General features: G+C 66.3%; 18 protein-coding genes and 1 tRNA gene. 7 read left to right on the top strand and 12 right to left on the bottom strand.

Annotation, left to right across the window (positions count from 1 at the left end; all coding sequences use genetic code 11):
* The first annotated feature begins 35 nt into the window (after positions 1-35).
* The gene (locus tag CKJ85_RS01985; RefSeq protein ID WP_095553246.1) at positions 36-335 is read left to right on the top strand and encodes a hypothetical protein; all 300 of its coding nucleotides are present in this window, start codon (positions 36-38) and stop codon (positions 333-335) included.
* Positions 336-475: 140 nt separating this feature from the next.
* Here the strand turns inward: CKJ85_RS01985 and CKJ85_RS01980 are convergent, their stop codons facing one another.
* Positions 476-1,237 carry a helix-turn-helix transcriptional regulator gene (locus tag CKJ85_RS01980; protein WP_198947124.1) on the bottom strand — a complete coding sequence of 254 codons (762 nt, stop codon included), beginning with the start codon at positions 1,235-1,237 and terminating at the stop codon, positions 476-478.
* 29 nt (positions 1,238-1,266) lie between these two features.
* On the opposite strand from CKJ85_RS01980, the gene CKJ85_RS01975 reads away from it, so the two are divergent.
* Both CKJ85_RS01975 and CKJ85_RS01970 read left to right on the top strand, forming a co-directional pair.
* Entirely contained in the window at positions 1,267-1,725 is a 459-nt protein-coding gene (locus CKJ85_RS01975) for a ThiF family adenylyltransferase (RefSeq protein WP_095537752.1), read from the top strand.
* Positions 1,722-3,086, top strand: a complete 1,365-nt coding sequence (locus tag CKJ85_RS01970) for an MFS transporter (protein WP_095553245.1) — start codon at positions 1,722-1,724, stop codon at positions 3,084-3,086. The genes CKJ85_RS01975 and CKJ85_RS01970 overlap by 4 nt, the downstream gene beginning before the upstream one ends.
* A gap of 583 nt (positions 3,087-3,669) precedes the next feature.
* On the opposite strand, the gene CKJ85_RS01960 is transcribed toward CKJ85_RS01970, so the two are convergent.
* The 5 genes from CKJ85_RS01960 to CKJ85_RS01940 all read right to left on the bottom strand — a co-directional run bounded on the left by CKJ85_RS01960 (position 3,670) and on the right by CKJ85_RS01940 (position 6,122).
* Positions 3,670-3,742 (bottom strand) — tRNA-Arg (locus CKJ85_RS01960).
* Positions 3,743-3,786: 44 nt separating this feature from the next.
* Positions 3,787-4,065 (bottom strand): mycoredoxin, encoded by a 279-nt coding sequence (locus CKJ85_RS01955; protein ID WP_095277107.1) that lies wholly within the window; start codon positions 4,063-4,065, stop codon positions 3,787-3,789.
* Between the two features lies 1 nt (position 4,066).
* Positions 4,067-4,549, bottom strand: a complete 483-nt coding sequence (locus CKJ85_RS01950) for a dihydrofolate reductase (RefSeq protein ID WP_095553244.1) — start codon at positions 4,547-4,549, stop codon at positions 4,067-4,069.
* A complete protein-coding gene (locus CKJ85_RS01945) occupies positions 4,549-5,349 on the bottom strand; it encodes a thymidylate synthase (RefSeq protein ID WP_095553243.1) in 801 nt (266 codons plus the stop codon). Before CKJ85_RS01945 ends, CKJ85_RS01950 begins: the two co-directional genes overlap by 1 nt.
* Positions 5,346-6,122: a 3'(2'),5'-bisphosphate nucleotidase CysQ gene (locus tag CKJ85_RS01940; protein WP_095535766.1), complete on the bottom strand. Its 777-nt coding sequence runs from the start codon at positions 6,120-6,122 to the stop codon at positions 5,346-5,348. The genes CKJ85_RS01945 and CKJ85_RS01940 overlap by 4 nt, the downstream gene beginning before the upstream one ends.
* Before the next feature lie 44 nt (positions 6,123-6,166).
* On the opposite strand from CKJ85_RS01940, the gene CKJ85_RS01935 reads away from it, so the two are divergent.
* The 3 genes from CKJ85_RS01935 (at position 6,167) to CKJ85_RS01925 (ending at position 13,039) form a co-directional block, all read left to right on the top strand.
* Entirely contained in the window at positions 6,167-10,840 is a 4,674-nt protein-coding gene (locus CKJ85_RS01935; RefSeq protein ID WP_095553242.1) for an ATP-dependent helicase, read from the top strand.
* Positions 10,841-10,924: 84 nt separating this feature from the next.
* The gene (locus CKJ85_RS01930) at positions 10,925-12,193 is read left to right on the top strand and encodes an ATP-binding protein (RefSeq protein WP_233126908.1); all 1,269 of its coding nucleotides are present in this window, start codon (positions 10,925-10,927) and stop codon (positions 12,191-12,193) included.
* A gap of 36 nt (positions 12,194-12,229) precedes the next feature.
* Positions 12,230-13,039, top strand: a complete 810-nt coding sequence (locus tag CKJ85_RS01925; RefSeq protein ID WP_095553240.1) for a DNA-formamidopyrimidine glycosylase family protein — start codon at positions 12,230-12,232, stop codon at positions 13,037-13,039.
* Positions 13,040-13,043: 4 nt separating this feature from the next.
* Here the strand turns inward: CKJ85_RS01925 and CKJ85_RS01920 are convergent, their stop codons facing one another.
* From CKJ85_RS01920 to CKJ85_RS01905, 4 genes are all read right to left on the bottom strand, one after another.
* Positions 13,044-13,676 carry a DedA family protein gene (locus CKJ85_RS01920; RefSeq protein ID WP_095277091.1) on the bottom strand — a complete coding sequence of 211 codons (633 nt, stop codon included), beginning with the start codon at positions 13,674-13,676 and terminating at the stop codon, positions 13,044-13,046.
* 49 nt (positions 13,677-13,725) lie between these two features.
* Entirely contained in the window at positions 13,726-15,213 is a 1,488-nt protein-coding gene (locus CKJ85_RS01915) for a glutamate-cysteine ligase family protein (protein ID WP_095553239.1), read from the bottom strand.
* A gap of 6 nt (positions 15,214-15,219) precedes the next feature.
* Positions 15,220-16,857 carry a glucose-6-phosphate isomerase gene (gene pgi / locus CKJ85_RS01910; RefSeq protein ID WP_095553238.1) on the bottom strand — a complete coding sequence of 546 codons (1,638 nt, stop codon included), beginning with the start codon at positions 16,855-16,857 and terminating at the stop codon, positions 15,220-15,222.
* Positions 16,858-16,921: 64 nt separating this feature from the next.
* Entirely contained in the window at positions 16,922-17,215 is a 294-nt protein-coding gene (locus tag CKJ85_RS01905) for a chorismate mutase (protein ID WP_095277083.1), read from the bottom strand.
* A gap of 101 nt (positions 17,216-17,316) precedes the next feature.
* On the opposite strand from CKJ85_RS01905, the gene pcrA reads away from it, so the two are divergent.
* Complete coding sequence (gene pcrA, locus CKJ85_RS01900; protein ID WP_095553237.1) at positions 17,317-19,653, top strand: DNA helicase PcrA; 2,337 nt, start codon at positions 17,317-17,319, stop codon at positions 19,651-19,653.
* Here pcrA and CKJ85_RS01895 read toward each other — a convergent pair.
* Positions 19,650-20,342 (bottom strand): M23 family metallopeptidase, encoded by a 693-nt coding sequence (locus tag CKJ85_RS01895; protein ID WP_095277078.1) that lies wholly within the window; start codon positions 20,340-20,342, stop codon positions 19,650-19,652. The genes pcrA and CKJ85_RS01895 overlap by 4 nt on opposite strands.
* 465 nt (positions 20,343-20,807) lie before the next feature.
* Positions 20,808-21,545 (bottom strand): M23 family metallopeptidase, encoded by a 738-nt coding sequence (locus CKJ85_RS01890; RefSeq protein ID WP_095553236.1) that lies wholly within the window; start codon positions 21,543-21,545, stop codon positions 20,808-20,810.
* Positions 21,546-21,571: the final 26 nt, after the last annotated feature.

Genomic DNA, 21,571 nt, shown 5'->3' with positions numbered 1-21,571 from the left:
CGGGCGTCGGCGGCGCACTGGGCGCAGGGGCCGGGATGGCGGGTCGCCCGCTGTCCGGAGCTGGCAACGGCATGCCTGGCGCGGGCGGGAATGGAGCACCGGGTCTCGCGCAGGGCGCAGCGGGCGGCACCGGCGGTAACGCGGCGGGGAGCCGCGGCGGCGCGATGGCTGCCGGGCCCATGGGTGCGGCCCGCGGCGCCGACAAGAAAGGGAAGCCGAACGCCAAGGTGAAGGCGGTGACGAGCGCGGTCGAGCGCGACGGCAACCTGGAAGCGCTGCTCGGTGAGTCGCCGCTGGTCCTGCCGACGGTGATAGGCAGCAACGTCCGCGGGTAAGAAGCAACCCCCGTTGACCTATTTATGCAGGTCATCGGGGGATTTTGCGCCCCAGAGAGGAATCGAACCTCCGACACCGGCTTTCGATCGTCCGAAAGGTCACGCCGGTGCCAAAGAACGACTGAAGCCCTCAGGGACGGCTAATTGAGGGAGATCCCCGCGTCGTTGAGCGCTGCCCGCCCGGCGGGAGTGAGACGCACGGCCCGGGTACGACCCCTGCGGGAAAGCCATTCCTTATCCAGCAGAGTCTTGCAGATTCCCGTGCCGAGAGGGCCGGCGAGGTGGAAGCGGCGTTCGGTGGAGTCCATGCACGACCTGCCCGTGTCGAGCATCTTCGGGGGCACACCCCACTGTATGAACAAGCGATGACCTTGATTAGTGACCTGACAGTGCGAGTCGATGAACTCGTGCTCTTCCAGTTGTTCAGCCAGGCGCACCCCGAGCTTACCGGCGAGGTGCTGATAACAGGTGCGGCCTTCACGTAGGTTCGCATTCGCCCGTGACGCGCTGAGGCTGTGAGGAGTGGGCAGGGGCGAGCGGGCGACCACGCCAAGGCTCTCGACCACTCGTGCGATGTCTTCCCCGGCCAGGCGAATGTAGCGGTGCCGGCCCTGCCGAATGTCGTGGACGAGACCGCGGGTGACGAGCACGTCAACATGCTCGCTCGCCGTCGACCGGGCCAGGCCCGCGTACCTGCCCAGTTCACCAACCGTCCAGGCCCGCCCGTCCATGAGCGCAGCACACATGGCCGCCCGCGACGAGTCAGCCAGAGCCGACGCGACTGTCGAGATATCCGGGACCGCTTCAGGAAACACGCGCGCAACCATGCCTCCAGTGTGCACCCGGAACTGTTCGGTGACGACCGAACAATCGCAGGCGTAGCCTGAACTCACCAGATTCATTGCATCAGGAGACGAAGGGAGCGATCGCGATGAACGGGGACCGCCAACGGCTACGCGGGCACTACGATGAGGACTTCTACTGGGAACGCGTTGACCGCAACCTGGGTTGGCTCGGCGACACCACCGAGGAACAGCGTGAACGCCAAGCACGGTTGCGCGATGCCGTGATCGGCATCGTCGGCACCGGGGGCATCGGCGGTGCCGCAGCCGCCCGCCTGGTGCGCATGGGCGCACTCAACCTGAAACTGGCCGATCCCGACCACTTCGACCTGACTAACGTGCAACGCCAGTACGGCGCCGGGCGAGACACGATCGGCCGCAACAAGGCCGAGATCCGGGACATGCACTTCGCCGCGTCCTGGCGCCTGTTCGATCTGGTGCTGCCGACACTGCTGGACCGGTCCTACCGGACCTGGGATCAAGACCTGAGCAAGCGCACCTACTTCGGCCACCCGCCCGCCGAGGCTTCGCTGGAGTCTCGCGTATGACCGCGCATCGGCGCACGGCGCTGGTCGCGACCCTCCTTGGTTTCTTCATCGTCATGCTCGATACGACCATCGTCAATGTCGCCCTCGCCGAGATCGGCACTGACCTCGACATGACGGTGGGCTCACTGCAGTGGGTCGTCGACGCTTACACCCTCGTGTTCGCCGCGTTCCTTCTCACAGCTGGGGCCGCATGCGACCGTCTTGGGGCCCGCAGGGTCTACCTCGCTGGCCTGGTGGTCTTTGCTGTGCTCTCGGCCGTGTGCGCCCTCGCTCCCACAGGCGGGTTCCTCGTCGCTGGTCGCGCCGTCCAGGGCGTGGGCGCGGCAGCGATCGTGCCGGGCTCTCTGGCATTGCTGTCGGCTGTGTACGACGATCCGAAGGAACGAGCACGCGCCATCGGGCTGTGGGGCGGCGCAGGAGGTGTTGCCGCCGCGATCGGACCGGTCCTGGGCGGAGCGCTGGTGTCGGCGATCGGGTGGCGGGCGGTGTTCTGGGTCAACCTCCCCATCGTCGCGATCGGCTGTCTGCTCACCTTGTGGGCAATTCCCGTGCTCACGGGCAGTCGCGCGAGACGGGTGGACCTACCCGGACAGGTGCTCTCCGTGCTCACGCTGGTGGCAGTAACCTATACAGTCATCACCGCAGGCGAACACGGATGGTCACCCTGGCAGGTAGCCGTGCTGATCGCCGGGGGCGTCTTCCTCGCCCTGTTCATCATCGCAGAGCGACGACACCCGGACCCGATGCTGCCGATGGCCTTGTTCACTCGTGCCCGGTTCTCCGTGGCCGCAATGGTAGGGCTCGCGCTCAACTTCAGCTTCTTCGGACAACTCTTCGTGCTCTCCCTCTTCTTCCAGCAGTACCTGGGATACGAGCCGTGGCTGGCAGGCCTCGCGCTGGCACCACAGGCGTGCAGCGCCGTGGTCGCGTCACCGCTGGGCGGCCGTGCCGTCGCCCGGTGGGGCGCGTTCCCCACCATGCTCACCGGCCTGGTAGTCGGCACGATCGGCTTCAGCAGCCTCGTGCTGCTCACCGCAGAAACCCCTTACGTGGTGGTCGCGGTGTTGACCTTCACGGCTGGATTCGGGATGGCCTTCGCGATGCCGGCCGCGACCTCGGCCGCAGTGGCCTCGGCCCCGCCGGAACATGTCGGCATCGCAGGAGGAGTCATCAATGCCGCCCGCCAGACCGGCAGCGTCGTCGGCGTCGCAGTCCTCGGCGAAATGGTCGCCAGTGGAGCGTTCCTCACAGGCTTCCGCAGAGCCGTCGCGGTCGCCGGTGGAGTCTTCGGTGCCGCAGCGCTCGTAGTTGCTGCCACCATCATCAGTCACCTACAGGAGCCAGTTACACCTGAAGTTTAGAATCATTGTGTGATGAAGCACCATCGGAGGAGGTCGAAGAAGCCGCCAGTCGAACGCGTACTGTGCTCCGAAACTGGTAAACGCGAATACGAGCACTATGATGACGCCGTGCATGTAGCACTGAAATGGTCGCGACGGGCAGGGCCGCTGCGGATCTACGAATGCCCCTCGTGCGGGTCGTGGCACCTAACCAAGCGCCCTGACTGGGGCAAACCACCGGCGAACTAATGACACTGTACGGGTCTGTCTCGGCGAGGAACGCTCCGGAGCGCGTCTTTCCTGGACGCTCCAGGAGTTTCGTTCTCATGCATAGGCAGCCGAGGCGCGCTGCAAGGCTTGTAGCCCTGAGGTCAGTACACCTAGGGCTTTGTACAACGTGAGGGGGTTAAAAGAGACCGGCGAAATCATCGCCGAGCACTACATCGACACTTCCCGCAACTACCAAAAACCATACTGGCGAAAAGGCCAACCCCCACTGACCTAAAACACAAAACCGGTGCCTCGGAAAAATAAAAACCGAGGCACCGGTTTGTCCACCATGTCGCGACTGAGTTGTCAACTATGTCGCGACTGAGGACAAGAGCGCCCCAGAGAGGAATCGAACCTCCGACACCGGCTTTAGGAGAGCCGTGCTCTATCCACTGAGCTACTAGGGCATTGGTGCGAGCGTACCGCACCCGCGCGCGGCACAGAAAATCAGCTACGCACCGGCGAGCTCGGCCTGCTTCTCGCGCACGGCGGATGCGGGCGGGTTCGTCGCGTGGGTGCCGTCGGAGTAGAGCACGGTCGGCACGACGCGGTTGCCGTCGTTGACGGACTCCACCCATGCGGCCGCGTCCTCGTTGCCGGCGGCCTCGACGTCTACCACGTCGTAGGGCGTCTCGGTGCGGTCCAGGTTCTGGCGCAGCTTCGCGCAGAACGGGCACCAGCTGGTGGCGAAGACGGTCACGTGAGCGTTGGTTTCGGGGGTCGCAGTCATGCTACGAGTCGGTCCTTTCAAATCGTTGGTGCTTAAAGCGGGTGCCAGTTCGGGAAATATTCCACTCGCCGTCGCGCACGAGCGCAAATTCGGCGCCGAGGCGGGGTGCATAGACCGGGTGGGGGAGGGAATCGGCCACGCGGGCGTCGATAAGCGTGAGCTCGACGACGTCGACCTCGTCGAGCGTGGCTTCGTAGATCTGGCCACCACCGATGATCCACGCGTCCGTCTTCAGGTCGGGAAGATCGGGAGACACGAACGCCCCGTCCGACCACGCGCCCGCTTCGCGCGAGCTAAGCACATGGTTTGGGCGGCCTGGCAGCGGTTTCTTCGGCAACGACTCCCATGTCTTGCGCCCCATGATGACCGGGTGGCCCATGGTGACCTCTTTGAAGAACTTCAGGTCCTCCGGCACGTCCCAGGGCATGCCGGTGCCGTCGCCGATGACGCCGTCGAGCGATTGCGCCCAGATTGCGCCCAGCACTAGACGGACACCTGCGCCTTGATCGTCGGGTGCGGGTCGTAGCCCTCCACCTCGATGTCGTCGAAGTCGTAATCAAACATCGACTCCGCTTTGCGCAGCTTGAGCTGCGGGTACGGGCGCGGCTCGCGGGAGAGCTGCTCGCGCACCTGCTCGATGTGGTCGTTGTAGATGTGGCAGTCGCCGCCGGTCCAGATGAGCTCGCCAACCTTGAGATCTGCCTGCTGGGCGAACATGTGCGTGAGCAGCGCGTAGGAGGCGATGTTGAAGGGCACGCCGAGGAACATGTCGGCCGAGCGCTGGTAGACCTGCATGCTCAGCGTCCCATCCACCACGTAGAGCTGGAAGAGCAGGTGGCAGGGTAGGAGCGCCATCTTGTCCAGCTCGGCGACGTTCCAGGCGGAAACGATGTTGCGACGCGAATCCGGGTTCTCCTTCAGCGTCCGCAGCGCCTCCGCGATCTGGTCCACGTGTGTCCCGTCGGGTGTGGGCCAGGAGCGCCACTGCACACCGTAGACCGGGCCGAGCTCGCCGTCCTCGTCGGCCCACTCGTTCCAGATGCGGATGCCGTTGTCCTTGAGCCAGGCGATGTTGGACTCGCCGCGCAGGAACCAGAGCAGCTCGCCGACGACACCTTTGAAAAAGACCTTCTTGGTGGTCAGCAGCGGGAAGGAGTCGGCCAAGTCGTAGCGCAGCTGGCGGCCGAACAGGCTCACCGTGCCGGTGCCGGTGCGGTCACCCTTCGCCTTGCCGTGTTCGGAGATCTCGCGCAGCAGGTCCTCGTACGGGGTGGGGACCGTCACTTCGTTGCGACCCCCTCGTAGCTGCCGTGCTCGTCGTGGTACTTCGCGCAGGCGGCGAGGATGTCGTCCGCGATCTCCGGGCGGCAGATGAGCACGTCGGGCACGTAGGTGTCCTTGTTGTTAAAGCGCAGCGGGGAGCCGTCGAGGCGGGAGCAGTGCAGGCCCGCGGCCAGGGACACGCCCACCGGCGCGGCCTGGTCCCACTCGTACTGCCCGCCGGCGTGGACGTAGGCGTCATAATCACCAAGCAGGACGTGCATCGCTTTCGCGCCGGCGGAGCCCACCTTCGCAGTTTCAAACCCGAGCGCGTCCGCCACTGCCTCCGCCACGGCCGGCGGGCGGTTGCGGGAGATTGCAATCTTCTTGGCAAAGGGGCCGGCGACGTGGCGCACGTCAGAGGACTTGAACACCACGCCCAGGTCCGGCAGGCCGACCGCGGCGTGGGTGGGCACGCCGTCTTCCACGAGCGCGATGTGCACAGCCCAGTCCTGGCGGCCGGTGGCGAACTCCTTGGTGCCGTCGAGCGGGTCCACGATCCACACACGCTTGTTGCTCAGGCGGGTCTGGTCATCCGCAGCTTCTTCGGAGAGGAATCCGTCGCCCGGGCGGTGCTGCTCCAGCACGCGGGCGATCCAGTTCTGGGCCAGGTCATCGCCCGCCTCACCGAGTTCGCGCCCTCGCAGCAAGCCGACGCCGCGGATCCCCTTGAGGATCTCGCCGGTGCCTTGGGCAATCAGGTTGGTCAGCCGGGAGTCTGAATACTGCGCAGTCATAGTTCAAACACTACCGCAGTTGACGGCCCGTTATCCTTGCAGCCATGAGCACGGAGATCCTCAACCGCTTCCACCCCCAGGTGGTCACCTGGTTTTCGGAGGTCTTCGCGGAACCGACCCCTGTACAGCAGGGGGCGTGGCGCGCCATCGCGGACAGGGAGAACGCCCTGGTGGTCGCCCCCACCGGCTCGGGTAAAACGCTCGCGGCCTTCCTCTGGTCGCTGAACTCGCTGGTCGAGCGCGCGGGCCAGCAGGCCCTGCCTATCGACGGTGCGCAGTCCTCCACCCACGGCGGTGTGCGCGTTCTCTACATCTCCCCTTTGAAGGCGCTGGGTGTGGACGTGGAGAACAACTTGCGCGCGCCGCTCGGCGGGATCGCCCGCGTGGCCCAGCGCATAGGGCGCGATATGCCGGACATCTCCGTCGGCGTGCGATCGGGCGACACCCCGCAGGCGGAGCGCAACCGCCAGCTGCGGAAGCCGCCTGACATCCTCATTACTACACCTGAGTCGCTCTACCTCATGCTCACTTCCAAGGCGGCGGGCATCCTCAAAACTGTCGACACCGTGATCGTGGACGAGATTCACGCGCTGGCCGGCACGAAGCGCGGCGTGCACCTCACGCTCTCGCTCGAGCGCCTGCGCCGCGTCGCGGGGAACTTCCAGCGCATCGGCCTGTCCGCCACGGTGCGCCCGCTGGAGGCGGTGGCGAACTTCCTGGGCGACAAGACCACCATCATCAATCCGCCCGCGGAGAAGCGCTGGCAGCTGGACGTTCACGTCCCCGTCGAGGACATGTCGGACCTGCCGGTGCCGGAGGATGCTTCCATGATTGGGGAGGCCGTGATTGAGGGTGACGTCGAAAAGCTTTTGCTTGACGACGCCACCGAGCCCCCACCACCGGGCGCCGCGAAATCCATCTGGCCACACATCGAGCGCGCCGTGTACGACGAGGTGATGGCGCACCGCTCCACGATCGTCTTCGTCAACTCCCGACGCACCGCGGAGCGACTGACCAGCCAGCTCAACGAGCTGTGGGCGAAAGAGCACGACCCGAACGCACTCTCGCCGCAGACCCGGCGGCCACCCGCGCAGCTGATGAAGTCGGTGGACACGGCGGGCCACGCGGAGCAAGTTATCGCGCGCGCCCACCACGGCAGCGTGTCCAAAGACGAGCGGCTGCAGACCGAGACGATGCTCAAGGAGGGCTCGCTACGCGCGGTGATTTCCACCTCGTCGCTTGAGCTGGGCATCGACATGGGCGCGGTGGACCTGGTGATCCAGGTCGAATCGGCGCCGTCAGTGGCCTCTGGGTTGCAGCGTGTCGGCCGCGCCGGGCACACCGTGGGCGCGGTCTCGCAGGGCAGCTTCTACCCCAAGCACCGCTCCGACCTGGTGCAAACTGCGGTGACGGTGCCGCGGATGCGCGAGGGCGCGATCGAGGAGCTGCACACCCCGCGCAGCCCGCTGGACGTGCTCGCGCAGCAGACGGTCGCCGCGGTCGCGTTCGAGGACCTTGACGTAGACGATTGGTTCGACACTGTGCGCCGCGCCTGGCCCTACCGGGACCTGGCGCGCGAAGTTTTCGACTCCGTGATCGACCTGGTCACTGGGGTCTACCCGTCGACCGACTTCGCGGAGCTTCGGCCCCGCGCCATTCTGGAGGGCACGACGCTGAAAGCCCGGCCGGGCGCGCAGCGCGTGGCGGTGACGAACGCGGGCACGATCCCGGACCGCGGCATGTTCGGCGTGTTCTTGCTCGGTGCCGACGACAAAGCACCCCGCCGCGTCGGCGAGCTGGACGAGGAGATGGTCTACGAGTCTCGCGTGGGCGACGTGTTTACCCTCGGCGCGTCGAGCTGGCGCATCGAGAACATCACCCGCGACCAGGTGCAGGTCACGCCCGCGCCCGGCCACACGGGCCGGCTCCCGTTCTGGAACGGCGACGGCCTGGGTCGCCCATACGAGCTGGGCAAGGCGCTCGGCGAGTTCCGCCGCCAGGCGCGCTCGGGCGAGGGCATCGACCCGGCGCTCGACGAGTTCGCCCGCACCAACCTCGTCGCCTACCTGCAGGAGCAGGAGGAAGCCACCGGCGTGCTGCCGGACGAGCAGACGCTGGTGCTCGAGCGTTTCACCGACGAGCTGGGCGACTGGCGCGTGGTCCTGCACACCCCCTTTGGCAAGGGCGTTAACGCCGCCTGGGCGCTGGCCACCGGCTGGCGCGTCGCACAGGAGACCGGCATGGACGCCCAAGCCGTCGCGGGCGACGACGGCATTGTGCTGCGCCTGCCGCAGGGGGAGAAGGAGCCGGACGGGTCGCTCTTCCAATTCGACGCTGACGAGATCGCCGACATCGTCACCGAGCAGGTCGGCAACTCCGCCCTGTTCGCGGCCCGCTTCCGCGAGTGCGCCGCCCGCGCCCTGCTCCTGCCGCGCCGTAACCCGGGCAAGCGCGCGCCACTGTGGCAGCAGCGCCAGCGCGCGGAGCAGCTGCTCGACGTCGCGCGCAACTACCCGTCGTTCCCCATCATCTTGGAGACGGTCCGCGAGTGCCTCCAGGACGTCTACGACCTGCCCGCGCTCCAGGAGGTCGTGCGCGAGCTGTCCACGCGCCGCATCCGCATCGCGGAGGTGACCACGGACCAGCCGAGCCCGTTCGCCTCCTCGCTGCTGTTCAACTACACCGGCGCCTTCATGTACGAGGGCGACACCCCGCTCGCCGAAAAGCGCGCCGCCGCCCTCTCGCTCGACCCGTCGTTGCTGGCCAAGCTCTTGGGCACCGTGGAGCTGCGGGAGCTTCTCGACGCCGACGTGATCGCCGAAACCGACGCGAAACTCCGCCGCCTGGGCCGCGCGAAAACCAGCGAGCAGTTCGCCGACACCCTGCGGATGGTGGGGCCAGTCGCCGTGGACGCGCTCGCTGACTACACCGACGTCCCCCTGACCACGCTGGAGGAGAGCCTGCACGGCCGGGTGATGCGGGTGCGCATCGGCGGGCGCGAGCACATCGCGCAAACGCTTGACGCCCCGCTGCTTCGCGACGGCCTGGGCATCCCCGTCCCGCCCGGGGTGGCAGCACAAGTGGCCACCATCCCGGACGCGCTGCAGCAGCTGGTCGGGCGCTGGGTACGCACCCGAGGGCCGTTTACCTTGCGCGACCTGGCCGACGCCTTCGGGCTTGCGGTGGGAGCGGCCCACGAACCCTTGACCAGACTGGTGGACCAGGACAAGGTGATCCCGGGGCGCTACCGCCAGGGCGTGGACGAGGAAGAGTACGTCGCCGCCGAAGTCTTGCGCATCATCCGTTCGCGCTCGCTGGCGGTGGCCCGAGCGCAAACCCAGCCGGTGACGCAGTCCGCCTACGGGCGTTTCTTGCCGGCCTGGCACAACGTGGCCCCAGCAGGCGTGCGTCCGGCACTCCGCGGCGCGGACGGCGTGTTCACCGTGCTTGAGCAACTAGCCGGAGTACGCCTGCCCGCCAGCGCGTGGGAGTCGCACATTCTGCCCTCGCGCGTGGGCGACTACTCGCCGGTAATGCTCGACGAGCTCACCGCGGGCGGCGAAATCCTCATCGTCGGCGCGGGCAAGGCCGGCGCGCGTGACCCGTGGATCATGCTGCTGCCCGCCGACTACGCCGAGCAGCTCATGCCGCAGGTGGATGAACCACAACTCAGCCTCACGCAGACGCAGGTGATGGAGCGCATCCGCGGAGGCGGCGGCTACCTGTTCGCGGACCTGCTAGGCCCCGTCACCGAGCGCACCACGACTGCCGAGGAGCTGCGCGAGGCCATGTGGGACCTCGTCGAGGCCGGCAGCGTTTCACCCGACTCCTTCGCGCCCATCCGCGCCCGCCTCGCCGGTGGCAAAGGCAAGTCGGCGCACCGCACGCGGCGCCGCCCGCAGCGCAGCCGCATCCGCTCGGGGCGCACCTCCTTCGCCAGCACCACGCCGCCGGACATGGTGGGGCGCTGGGCCGCGACACCCCGCGCGGACACCGACGCCACGCGCCGCTCCGTCGCGCTGGGGGAGAGCCTGCTCGACCGTTACGGCGTGGTCACCCGCGGCTCCGTCGTGGCAGAGGACATCCTCGGCGGCTTCGCGCTGGCCTACAAGACGCTGTCCGGCTTCGAATCCTCCGGCAAGGCGATGCGCGGCTACCTCATCGAGGGCCTCGGCGCGGCGCAGTTTTCCACCCCGGCCACCATCGACCGGCTGCGCGGGCACGCGGATTCCGACGACATCATCGGCTGGCCATCCGGAACCCGCGAACCACACGTCCACGTGCTCGCCGCCACCGACCCCGCCAACCCTTACGGCGCCGCCCTGCCGTGGCCCGTGCAGGGACCGACGAGGGCAGCAGGGGCCATCGTCGTGCTTATCGACGGCCTCCTCGCCGCCCACATCACCCGCGGCGGCAAAACCATGACCACATTCTTCGACGGCTTCCCAGAGGGGGTGGGCGACCCGCTCCCGCTGGTCATCGGTGCGTTGGATGAGGCGGTGCGCGCCGGGCGGATGCAGCCCGTGGGCGTCGAGAAGCTCAATGGTGGCCCAGCGTTTGGCCTGCGCGACTACGGGGCGCGGGTGACGCACAAGGGCGTGAAGATTGGCGCGAAAGCTGCGGCGCCGCCGAAGCGGCGGGGCAGGAGCGTGGCCGAGGCGCTGGGGGAGATGGACGAGGCGCGCGCGCCTGCCGAGGGGCTCAGCTTCGACGATTAGCGCGCCAAAAATCTGCAAAACATCAAGTACGATGTCTGCAAAACATAAAGTATAAATCCTGCAATATGTAAAACAGGGGGAGTTTTGGATACACAACAGCTGGCTGGCCGTCGATACCGCCCGAGAATCGTCGATAAGCGGCTTGAGTTTCTGCTCGAGGCGAGCGGTGCAGTGATTATTGAAGGACCTCGCGGGTGCGGGAAGACGATGACAGGGCTCCACCACTGTGCGTCGTATGCGCTTATCGATGACCCGGCGACAAACCACATTGCGAAACTCGCGCCGGCCGCGGTGATAGACGGTCCTCGACCGCGGCTCCTCGATGAGTGGCAAGCTGCCCCCGACCTGTTTAATCTCGCCCGACGAGAAGTGGACCTAGCAGCAGCAGCTGGACAATTTATTTTAGCCGGTTCAGCGGTTCCTGCGGATAGCATTACTCGACATACCGGTGCGGCTCGATTTCTTCGGCTTCGGCAACGCACACTCACGCTGTGTGAGAAGGCAGATTACGCCCCCGTTGTATCGCTGGCTGGACTCCTACAGGGGGAGCCGGTCACCCCCGACGCTGGTCAGATTTCCTACACCCATGTCATCCAAAATCTGCTCACTCCGGGGTTTCCGGGATTCCAGACCGGAAATGAGCAGATCGTGTTGGCCCAGTTACACGGATACCTGTCGGAGGCGGCGCGTTCGGACATGCACCGCGTGGCGGACTTGCGCGTGACTCCACTTGCTACAGAGCGGCTGATTGCGGCAATCGCAAGGTCCGTTTCTGGGGAAGTTTCCGTCTCCACACTGCGAAAGGATTTGGATACGGTAAGTCCAGGAATCTCGCTACCGACGGTGACGAAACTCCTCGACAGTCTGCAGCGGATCTTTGTCGTGGAGGCGGTCTCCGCATGGGCCCCGCGGCTCCGCTCGAAAGCGAGGTTGCGTGTCTCGCCCAAGTATCATCTGGCCGATCCCGGGCTAGCCATTGCGGCACTCGGAGCAACATCCGCCTCATTGACCGCGGATCCTGAGACAGTGGGCCTTCTCTTCGAATCGGCCGTGATCCACGACCTCGCAGTCATGATCGAAGCAATGGGAGGTTCCATCTACCACTACCGGGACTCAAACGGCAACGAGATCGATGCGGTGCTCACACTGCCTGATGGGCGCTGGGGTGCTGTCGAAGTGAAAACTGGGTTCAGTGGGGTTGAGCGAGGCGTAGCCTCGCTGAAAAAGGCGATCGCCTCGATAGATCACGAATCCGGACCTCCAACGTTTAGCGCGGTGATCACGGGCACAGGCATCACAGCTCCGCTCGACGACGGGATTGTCACCTTCCCGCTGCACCAACTCCGTACCTAACCCGCGACTAGCGCCCCCGGGGCCTAGAATCGCACCATGCCTGAAGGGGATTCCGTCTACCAGCTGTCCAAGCGCCTGCAGTGGATGACCGGCCGGGAGGTCACGCGCACGAGCCTGCGCGTGCCCCGCTACGCCACGGTCGACTTCACCGGCATGACCTGCGAGCGCGTGTGGCCCTACGGCAAGCACCTGTTTATGCAGTTCGGCGCGCCCGGCCACGCGGCGCAGATCCTGCACACCCACCTGAAGATGGAGGGCACCTGGGCCTTCCACCGGGCGGGCCAGCGGTGGCGCAAGCCGGGGCATGCCGCCCGCGTCGTGCTCTCGCTTGCCGACGCCCCCGCCCCCGACATCGAGCTCGTCGGGTTTTGGCTCGGACTCGTCCGGGTCTTCCCGGCCCGCGAGTACCCCCAGGAGATGGGGTATCTGGGCCCGGACCTGCTTGCCGATGACTTCGACGCCGCCGAGGCGATCCGCCGCATCGAGGCGGACCCGGACATGGAGATCGGGCGGGCGCTGTTGGATCAGCGCAACCTCGCCGGGATCGGCAACGAGTACCGCGCCGAGATCAACTTTCTGGCGGGGACCCACCCGGCGTTGAATGTGGGGGACGTGGACGTCGCAAAGCATGTGGCCCTTGCGCGCCGGCTGATGTGGGCAAACAAAGACTCGCCCGTGCGCGTGACCACCGGGATCAGGCGTGCGGGCGAGACGAGCTACGTGTTTGGGAGGAACCGGAAACCGTGCAGGCGCTGCGGCACGCTCATTACCAAGGGGTTTCTCGGGGGCGAGGGTGACCTGGAGCGCGTGATCTGGTGGTGCCCGCGGTGCCAGCCCGCGCCGTGAGCCGCTACTGGGCGGGGGCGCCTTCCTTGCGCTCCTTCATGGCGCGGCGGATGAAGAAGGCGAGGAAGCCGACGATGATCAGGATGAGAATGACGTAGATGACCTTGGAATACGCATCGACGTACCCGGTGACCTCCTCCCACCGGTCGCCGAGCGCGTAGCCGAGGGAGACCAGGATGGTGTTCCAGATCGCGGAGCCGAGCGTGGTCCAGATACCAAACGTGAGCAGGCTCATGCGGTCCAGGCCGGCGGGGATGGAGATCAGGGAACGGATGCCCGGGATGAGGCGGCCGATGAATACGGAGGTCCTGCCGTACTTGTCAAAGAATTTCAGCGACGCATCCACGTCGGAGGCTTTGACCAGCCACATCCAGTCCGCGATCTTGCGCAGGCGGGCGGCACCCAGCCAGGCGCCGATGCCGTAGAGGAGGTACGCGCCGACGACGGAGCCGACGATGGACCAGATGAGCACGGAGGCGAAGGACAGGGAGCCCTGCGCCACGGTGAAGCCGCCGAGCGGGAGGACCACCTCAGATGGGATTGGCGGGAAGAGGTTTTCTAGCAGGATGGCGATGCCAACGCCCGGGCCGCCGAGGATCTCCATGAGGTGGATGATCCAGTCGATGATTCCTTGCACGGCTACTCCTTGTATTCCATTTGGGCCGAAGCTAAACGCTTATTGTGCCCTACGAGACCTCCAAGGACCAAGTGTGCACAGGCGCGCCGGACTGCTGGTTTGCTACGTATTGCCTGAGCACGCGGGCGAGCGCGTCGCCGCGCTCCTTGGTGGCCGGCCGCGACTGCGGGGCGATGGAGTTGAGCGCGTTGAGCTGCCACATCGCCCCGTTTTGGCGCGTGCGGGCTCGGCCCTCGATGATGCCGAGGTATTCGTCGGCGAGGTGGGGTGCGACGTCGAGAAGCTCCAAACCCTCGTGGGCGAGGGGCAGCAGGTGCTTTGCGACGAGCTCCGTGACGTCAATACTGCCCAGCGTCGGCCAGGTCATCTGCGCGGTGAGCCCGTGGCGCGCGCCCTCGTGGAAGTTGCGCTCGGCGTCCTCGAAGCTGAGGCGCGACCAGACGGGGCGGGTCTGCTCGCTGAGCGCCTTGACCATGCCGTAGTAGAAGGCGGCGTCCGCGATGATGTCCTTGACAGTGGGGCCTGCGGGCAGGAGGCGGTTTTCCACGCGGATGTGGGAGAGCTCCGTGTTCGGGTCGTAGATGGCGCGGTTCCAGCGCCAGATCGTGCCGTTGTGCAGGTTGAGGTAGTGCAGCCCGGGGCTGTCGCCCCTCATGAACGGGGCGCCGGCCTGCATGCGGCCCTCCGGGAGCAGCGGGGAGAAGTACCGGACGTTCTCCTCGAAGAGGTCGAAGACGCTGGTGATCCAGCGCTCGCCGAACCAGACACGCGGGCGCACGCCCTGGTTAATCAGCTCCTGGGTGCGCGTATCGATGGACTGCTGGAACACGGGGATGCGCGATTCGTGCCAGACCCGGTGCCCCATAAAGAGCGGGGAGTTCGCGGATAGCGCGGCCTGCACGCCCGCGATCGCCTGGGACGCGTTCCACGCGTTGGCAAAGCGCGCGGGGGAAACCTGCAGGTGCAACTGGATGGACGTGCAGGTGGATTCGGTGGCGATGTCCTCGAAGTTGTGGCGGTAGCGCTCCTCGCGCCACAGGTTGAGGTGGACGAGCTCACCGCGGGTATCCATGATGGAGTTGTTCAGCCCCGCGTAGCGGTTCTCCGGCGTCATCCACGCCGGGTTTTTGAGGAACTTCGAGGTCATGGTGGGCAGGGTGCCGATCATCGCGACGGTGGAGCCGGCGGCCTCCGCGGCCTCGGACACCTCTTTGAGGCGCCGGCTGAGCCCCTCCTCGAGCGTGGTCAGGCCGTCGCCCGCAATGGACAGCGGCGGGTGGTTGAGCTCGACGTTGTAGGCGCCGATTTCAGACTGGAACTCGTCGCCGAGGCGCTCGAGCACGGCCTGGTTGTTGGCGTGCGGGCGCATCTCCGCGTCCACCAGGTTGAGCTCCAGCTCCAGCCCGATCGTGCCGTGGCTGACAAACTCCGCCTCCTGCAGGTGGCGGTCGAAGAGCTCGAGCTCGTCCTCCAGGCGCCTCCGGTACACAGAGCGCTGGCGCGGGGTGTAGGAATCTGCGGAGATTTGCTCGCCCATGGGTGCCTACTTCTTGCTGCGGTACCAGGAAATCAGTGCATCGGTGGAGGCATCGCCGGTGTTCGGTGCCTCCTTGCCCGCGACGGCGGCTGCGAGGTCGTTGGCCTGCTGCTTGCCCAGCTCAACGCCCCACTGGTCGAAGGAGTTGATGTCCCAGATGACGCCCTCGGTGAACACGATGTGCTCGTAGAGCGCGATGAGCGCGCCCAGGGTAAACGGGCTGAGTTCCTCGGCCAGGATCGTGGTGGTGGGGCGGTTGCCCGGCATGACCTTGTGCGGGGCCAGCTCGTTGCTCACGCCCTCCGCCTCGATGGTCTGCTGGTCCTTGCCAAACGCGAGCACCTTGGTTTGGGCGAAGAAGTTGCCCATCAGCAGGTCGTGCATGGAGCCGGTGCCGTCGGCGGTGGGGAAGTCCTCCTTCGGCGTGGCAAAACCGATGAAGTCCGCGGGCACCATCGTGGTGCCCTGGTGCAGGAGCTGGAAGAAGGCGTGCTGGCCGTTGGTGCCCGGCTCGCCCCAGAAGATCTCGCCGGTGTTGTAGGTGACCGGGGAGCCGTCGTGGCGGACCGACTTGCCGTTGGACTCCATGGTCAGCTGCTGCAGGTACGCCGGGAAGCGGGAGAGGTCCTCGGAGTAGGGGAGCACGGCGTGAGTCTGGACGTCGTAGAAGTTGCGGTACCAGACGTTGAGCAGGCCCATCAGCGCCGGGACGTTCTTGGACAGCTCGGTGGTGCGGAAGTGCTCGTCCATGGCGTGGAAGCCCTCGAGCAGGCGCATGAAGTCCATCGGGCCGATCACGGCCATGAGGCTCAGGCCGATTGCGGAGTCGACCGAGTAGCGGCCGCCAACCCAGTCCCAGAAGCCGAACATGTTGGTCGTGTCGATGCCAAATTCGGCGACCTTCTCCTTGTTCGTGGATACGGCGACGAAGTGCTTGGCAATCGCGGACTCGTCGCCGTCGAACTGCTCGAGCAGCCAGCGCTTCGCCGCGTGCGCGTTGGTCAGCGTCTCCTGCGTGGTGAACGTCTTGGAGGCGATGATGAATAGGGTCTCCTCCGCGTTGCAGCGGTCCAGCACCGCGGCCATGTCTGCCGGGTCGACGTTGGACACGAACTCCGCGGTGATACCTGCGGTGGCGTAGGCGCGCAGCGCCTTGGTCGCCATCGCGGGACCCAGGTCCGAGCCGCCGATGCCAATGTTCACGACCTTCTTGATGGTGTGGCCGGTGTGGCCGAGCCACTCGCCGGAGCGCAGGGCGGAGGCGAAATCGCGCATGCGGCCGAGGACCTCGTGGACGTCGGCGGCGACGTCCTGGCCGTCGACCTCCAGGTCCGCTTCGGCCGGCAGGCGCAGTGCGGTGTGGAGCACGGCGCGGTCCTCGGTGTTGTTGATGTGGGCGCCGCCAAACATCTGCTCGATCTTGTCCTGCAGGCCCGCTTCTTCCGCGAGCGCGGTCAGGGCGTCGAGCACGGGGGCGTCGATAAGCTGCTTCGACATGTCCACGTGCAGGCTTGCCGCCTCGAAGGTGAGGTTGGTCGCGCGGTTGCTGTCCGCGGTGAAGAGGTCGCGCAGCGTGGTCTGCGACTTCTCGGCGTGCAGCTTTTCCAGGTTTTTCCAGGCAGACGTGGACGTGATGTCGGTCATTATTCCTCCCAAGGAAGTGCGAATCGTTCTCACCCCACGGTAGCCAAAAGTGCGGTGCGAGTGCCTAGCCCAGCTTCCCGCGGCCCAGGCGCAGCAGGATGTTGGCCAGAGTAGGGCCTTCCTCGCCCAGCTCGTCGCGGAACTGGTTAATGATTGCCACCTCGCGGGTGTGCACGAGCTTCGTGCCGCCGGATCCCATCCGCGTCTTGCCGATGGCGCGGGAGACCTCGGAGCGGCGCTTCACCGCGTCCAGGATCACCCGGTCCAGCCGGTCAATCTCCTTGCGGTACTGCTGAATCTCCGCGTCCGACAGCGGGTCATCGGTGCCAGAGGGCATGCGGATGTCAAAATCGCTCATGGCAGGACATTATGCCACGGCACCTGCGGATATGGACCGTTTTATCCAGGGTGTTCGAACGGGCTCGGGGCGATGTTGGGGCGGTGGGTACTCTGAACCGCATGACTGATCTGACCCTGGGACTCAATCCGCAACAGCAGGCGGCTGTGCAGCACGAGGGCTCGCCGCTGCTCATCGTCGCCGGCGCAGGCTCCGGCAAGACCGCCGTGCTGACCCGCCGCATTGCTTACCTGTTGCAGCAGCGCGGGGTCGCGCCGTGGCAGGTGCTCGCCATCACCTTTACTAATAAGGCGGCCGCGGAAATGAAGGAGCGCGTCGCCCAGTTGGTCGGCCCGGAGTCGGAGCGCATGTGGGTGGCCACGTTCCACTCGGTCTGCGTGCGCATCCTGCGCCAGCAGGCGCAGCTCGTGCCGGGGCTGAACACCAACTTCACCATCTACGACTCGGATGATTCCCGCCGCTTGCTGTCCATGATTGCCAAGGACTTCAACCTGGACCTGAAGAAGTTCTCCGCGCGCACCCTGGCCAACGGCATCTCCAATCTCAAGAACGAGCTCGTGGACCCGGACACCGCGTTAGCGGACGCGGAGCGCACCCACAACCCGTCCGAGACCACCGTGGCCAAGGTCTTTGCGGAGTACCAGCGCCGCCTGCGCCAGTCCAACGCCCTGGACTTTGACGACCTGGTGGGGGAGGTCGTGCGCATTCTCAAGGAGCACCCGCAGGTCACGGAGTACTACCGCCGCCGCTTCCGCCACGTGCTGGTGGACGAGTACCAGGACACGAACCACGCGCAGTACGAGCTCATCCACACGCTCGTCGGCACGGGTGCGGACGCCCCGGAGCTCGCGGTGGTGGGCGACTCGGACCAGTCGATCTACGCGTTCCGCGGTGCCACGATCCGCAACATCGAGGAGTTCGAGCGCGACTACCCCAACGCGCGCACCATCCTGTTGGAGCAGAACTACCGCTCCACCCAGAACATTTTGAACGCGGCCAACTCGGTGATCGCGCAGAACGAGGGGCGCCGGCCGAAGAAGCTGTGGACCGACCACGGCGCGGGCGAGAAGATCGTCGGCTACGTCGCGGACAACGAGCACGACGAGGCCCGCTTTATCGCCTCGGAGATCGACCAGCTGTCAGACTCCGGCGTCCCGTACTCCGACATGGCGGTCATGTACCGCACCAACAACGCCTCGCGCGCGCTCGAGGACATCTTCATCCGCTCCGGCATCCCGTACAAGGTGGTCGGCGGCACGCGCTTCTACGAGCGCCGCGAGATCCGCGACATCGTCGCCTACATGAAAGTTCTGGACAACCCCGATGACACGGTCAGCCTGCGCCGCATCGTCAACGTGCCCAAGCGCGCGATCGGCGACAAGGCCCAGGCCATGGTGGCACTCCACGCGGAGAACCAGGGGGTGAGCTTCGGGCAGGCGCTTATCGACGCCGCGTCGGGGAACGTCGACATGATCAAAGCTCGCGCCAAGAACGCGATCAGCGGGTTCGTAGAGCTTATGGACGGACTGCGCAAGGAGATGCCGGAGCTGCGCAACGAGGTCACGGGCATGCCGGACCTGGGCCAGCTCGTCTCCCGCATCTTGGACGCGACCGGGTACAAGGCGGAGCTGGAGGCGTCGAACGACCCCCAGGACGCGACTCGCCTGGACAACCTCAACGAGCTCGTCTCCGTCGCGCGCGAGTTCTCCTCCGAGGCGGCCAACCAGGTCGCGTACATGTCGGACGAGGAGCTCGACGCCGTGATGGTGGAGGGCGAGCCCGCGCCGGGATCGCTGCAGGCGTTCCTGGAAAAGGTTTCTCTTGTGGCGGACGCGGACCAGCTGCCGGACAACGAGCAGGGCGTGGTCACCATGATGACACTGCACACCGCGAAGGGCCTGGAGTTTCCCACCGTCTTTGTCACCGGCTGGGAGGACGGGCAGTTCCCGCACCTGCGCGCGCTGGGGGACCCGGACGAACTGGCCGAGGAGCGCCGCCTGGCGTACGTGGGCATCACCCGCGCCAAGCAGCGGCTGTACCTCACGCGCGCGATGCTGCGCTCCTCGTGGGGGAACCCGGTGACCAATCCCGCCAGCCGCTTCCTCGCGGAAGTCCCGGAGGACCTCATCGACTGGCGCAGGACTGAGCCGAGCGGAACCGGCGCGTCCGGCGCCTGGGGCTCGCCCGCGCCCCTCGGCGGTGGCCGGCGCTCGGGTTCGGGCCGGCGCTCGGGTCGCGGGGCCGGTTCCAGCGGGGTGAAGGTGCACAAGAACCTCAACCTGGCGCCGGGCGACCGGGTCAACCACGCCAAGTACGGGCTCGGCACCGTCCAGTCCGTGGACGGCGCGGGAGTGCGTGAGACCGTGACGGTGGACTTCGGCTCCTCCGGCACCGTCCGGCTCATGCTCATCGGCGGGCTGCCGATGGAGAAGATTTAGGAGATCCGGATGCCCTGCTGGGCGAACCAGGGGACGGGGTCGACCTGGTTCACGCCGTCGGGCTTGATCTCAAAGTGGAGGTGGGGGCCGGTGGACTGGCCCTCAGAGCCGATCTGAGCGATCTGCTCGCCAGCCTTGACGCGCTGGCCAACGGACACGTTGTACTGCGACATGTGGCCGTACACGGACACCTCGCCGCCGTCGTGCTGGATGACGACCCAGTTGCCAAAGCCCTGCGCAGGTCCGGCGTTGATCACGGTGCCGTCCATCACGGCGTAGATCGGGCTGCCCAGGCTGTTGGCAATGTCGATGCCGCGGTGCATGGTGCCCCAGCGCATGCCGAAGCCGGAGGTGAACGTACCGGTGGCCGGCGTGACCACGGTGCGGCCGTCCGCGGTGCGGCCGCGCTGCATGGTGACTCCGCCTGCGCCGTTGTCGGGGGTGAACTGGCTGCTGATCTCTTGGCCGAGCGCGCGTGGGTCGTAGACAATGCTGTAGTCACCGACGGTGAGGGTGGCGCCGGACTCCAAAATGGTGTCCGCGGCCTTGGCCAGGTGCTTGACCGCATCCTGTTGGTTTTCTACCGGGGCGCCGTTGATCTGGATGGCCGGGCCGGCGAATGCCGGGGCGGGCAGCAGGGTGAGCGAAAGCGCCGTGGCAGCGACTGCGGCAAGCAGGCGACGTTGCATGTGCGACAAACCTTTACATTGAGGGGAGCGTATACCGCGTTAAAACTTAGCGCGCCGGCACCCCGTGAGCAACGCTCTGACGTGCATTTTTGTCGAAAGGTTGTGTTATTTTTCGCCATCCGCGCAGGTCAACACGGGTGTTACTGGAGTGAAAATTGTTGCAAAAGTGACGCGAGTTGAGGGGGAGTCCGGGGATGGGGGGTCGGTTTGGTTGGAAGCTGGGCGGATGCTCCACGCCCGACCTGGCCTGGGGTGGAAAAGGCGCGCCCCAAACGGCCCGTCCTGCATGACGAAGACTGGATGACGAGGGTGCGACGAAATTCCGCGTCTTCGTCATCGCGTTCTCGTCAAACAGGCCAAAGCGCACCCCAACGGCACACCGAGCCGGGCCCGTGATCCCAGCGAACGCCGCAGCAACGCAAAACGCCCCGGGAAAACCGGGGCGTCAAGAGGGGAAGGAAGGTCTTAGAGCGAGATGCCGCGCTCTGCCAGCCAAGCGGCCGGGTCGACGGGCGTGGTGCCGTCCGGGTGGATCTCAAAGTGCAGGTGCGAGCCGGTGGAGAAGCCCATGCTGCCCATGCCGGCGATGTTCTGGCCGGCGTGGACGCGCTCGCCGACTGCCACGTTGAGCGTCTGCATGTGGCCGTAGACGGAGACGGAGCCGTCGTCGTGGCGCAGGCGGATCCAGTTGCCGTAGCCCTGGGCCGGGCCGGAGTCGATCACGGTGCCGTCCATGACGGCGAGGATCGGGGTGCCCGGGGAGTTTGCGATGTCCACGCCGTAGTGGAAGGAGCCCCAACGCGGGCTGAACGGGGAGGTGAATGCGCCCTCTGCTGGCTTGACGGTCTGCGGTGCGCGGGCGGCCTCGTCGGCCTTTGCTACTTCGTCGGAGTGTGCAACGGCCTTGTCCAGCTGGTCGGTCAGGTTGGTGACCGGCTTGTACTCGGAGATGGCCAGCACCTGCGGGGAGGAGGCGAGGGCGTCGGCGGTGGCGACGGCGTGATCAACAAGCTGGTTGGTATCCGCAGCCAGCTCGATGTCAACGTTGGAGGTCTGCGGACCGTCTGCAGCCAGGGTTGCGGCGGCGGCGCCGGAGAGGCCGGCGGTGGAGACTGCGCCGGTGGTGACGGCGACCATGGCGACGCGACCCTTGTTCGGGGTCTGCTTGCGGTGCTTGCCGCCCTGCTTCGATGCGTTGTACATGTGCCCTCTTTGAAGCGTTCCGTTGG

Origin of the sequence: Corynebacterium sp. NML 150383, assembly GCF_002285085.1 — a bacterium.
Classification (GTDB): domain Bacteria; phylum Actinomycetota; class Actinomycetes; order Mycobacteriales; family Mycobacteriaceae; genus Corynebacterium; species Corynebacterium gottingense.
This window is presented reverse-complemented; position numbering and strand designations above follow the sequence as displayed.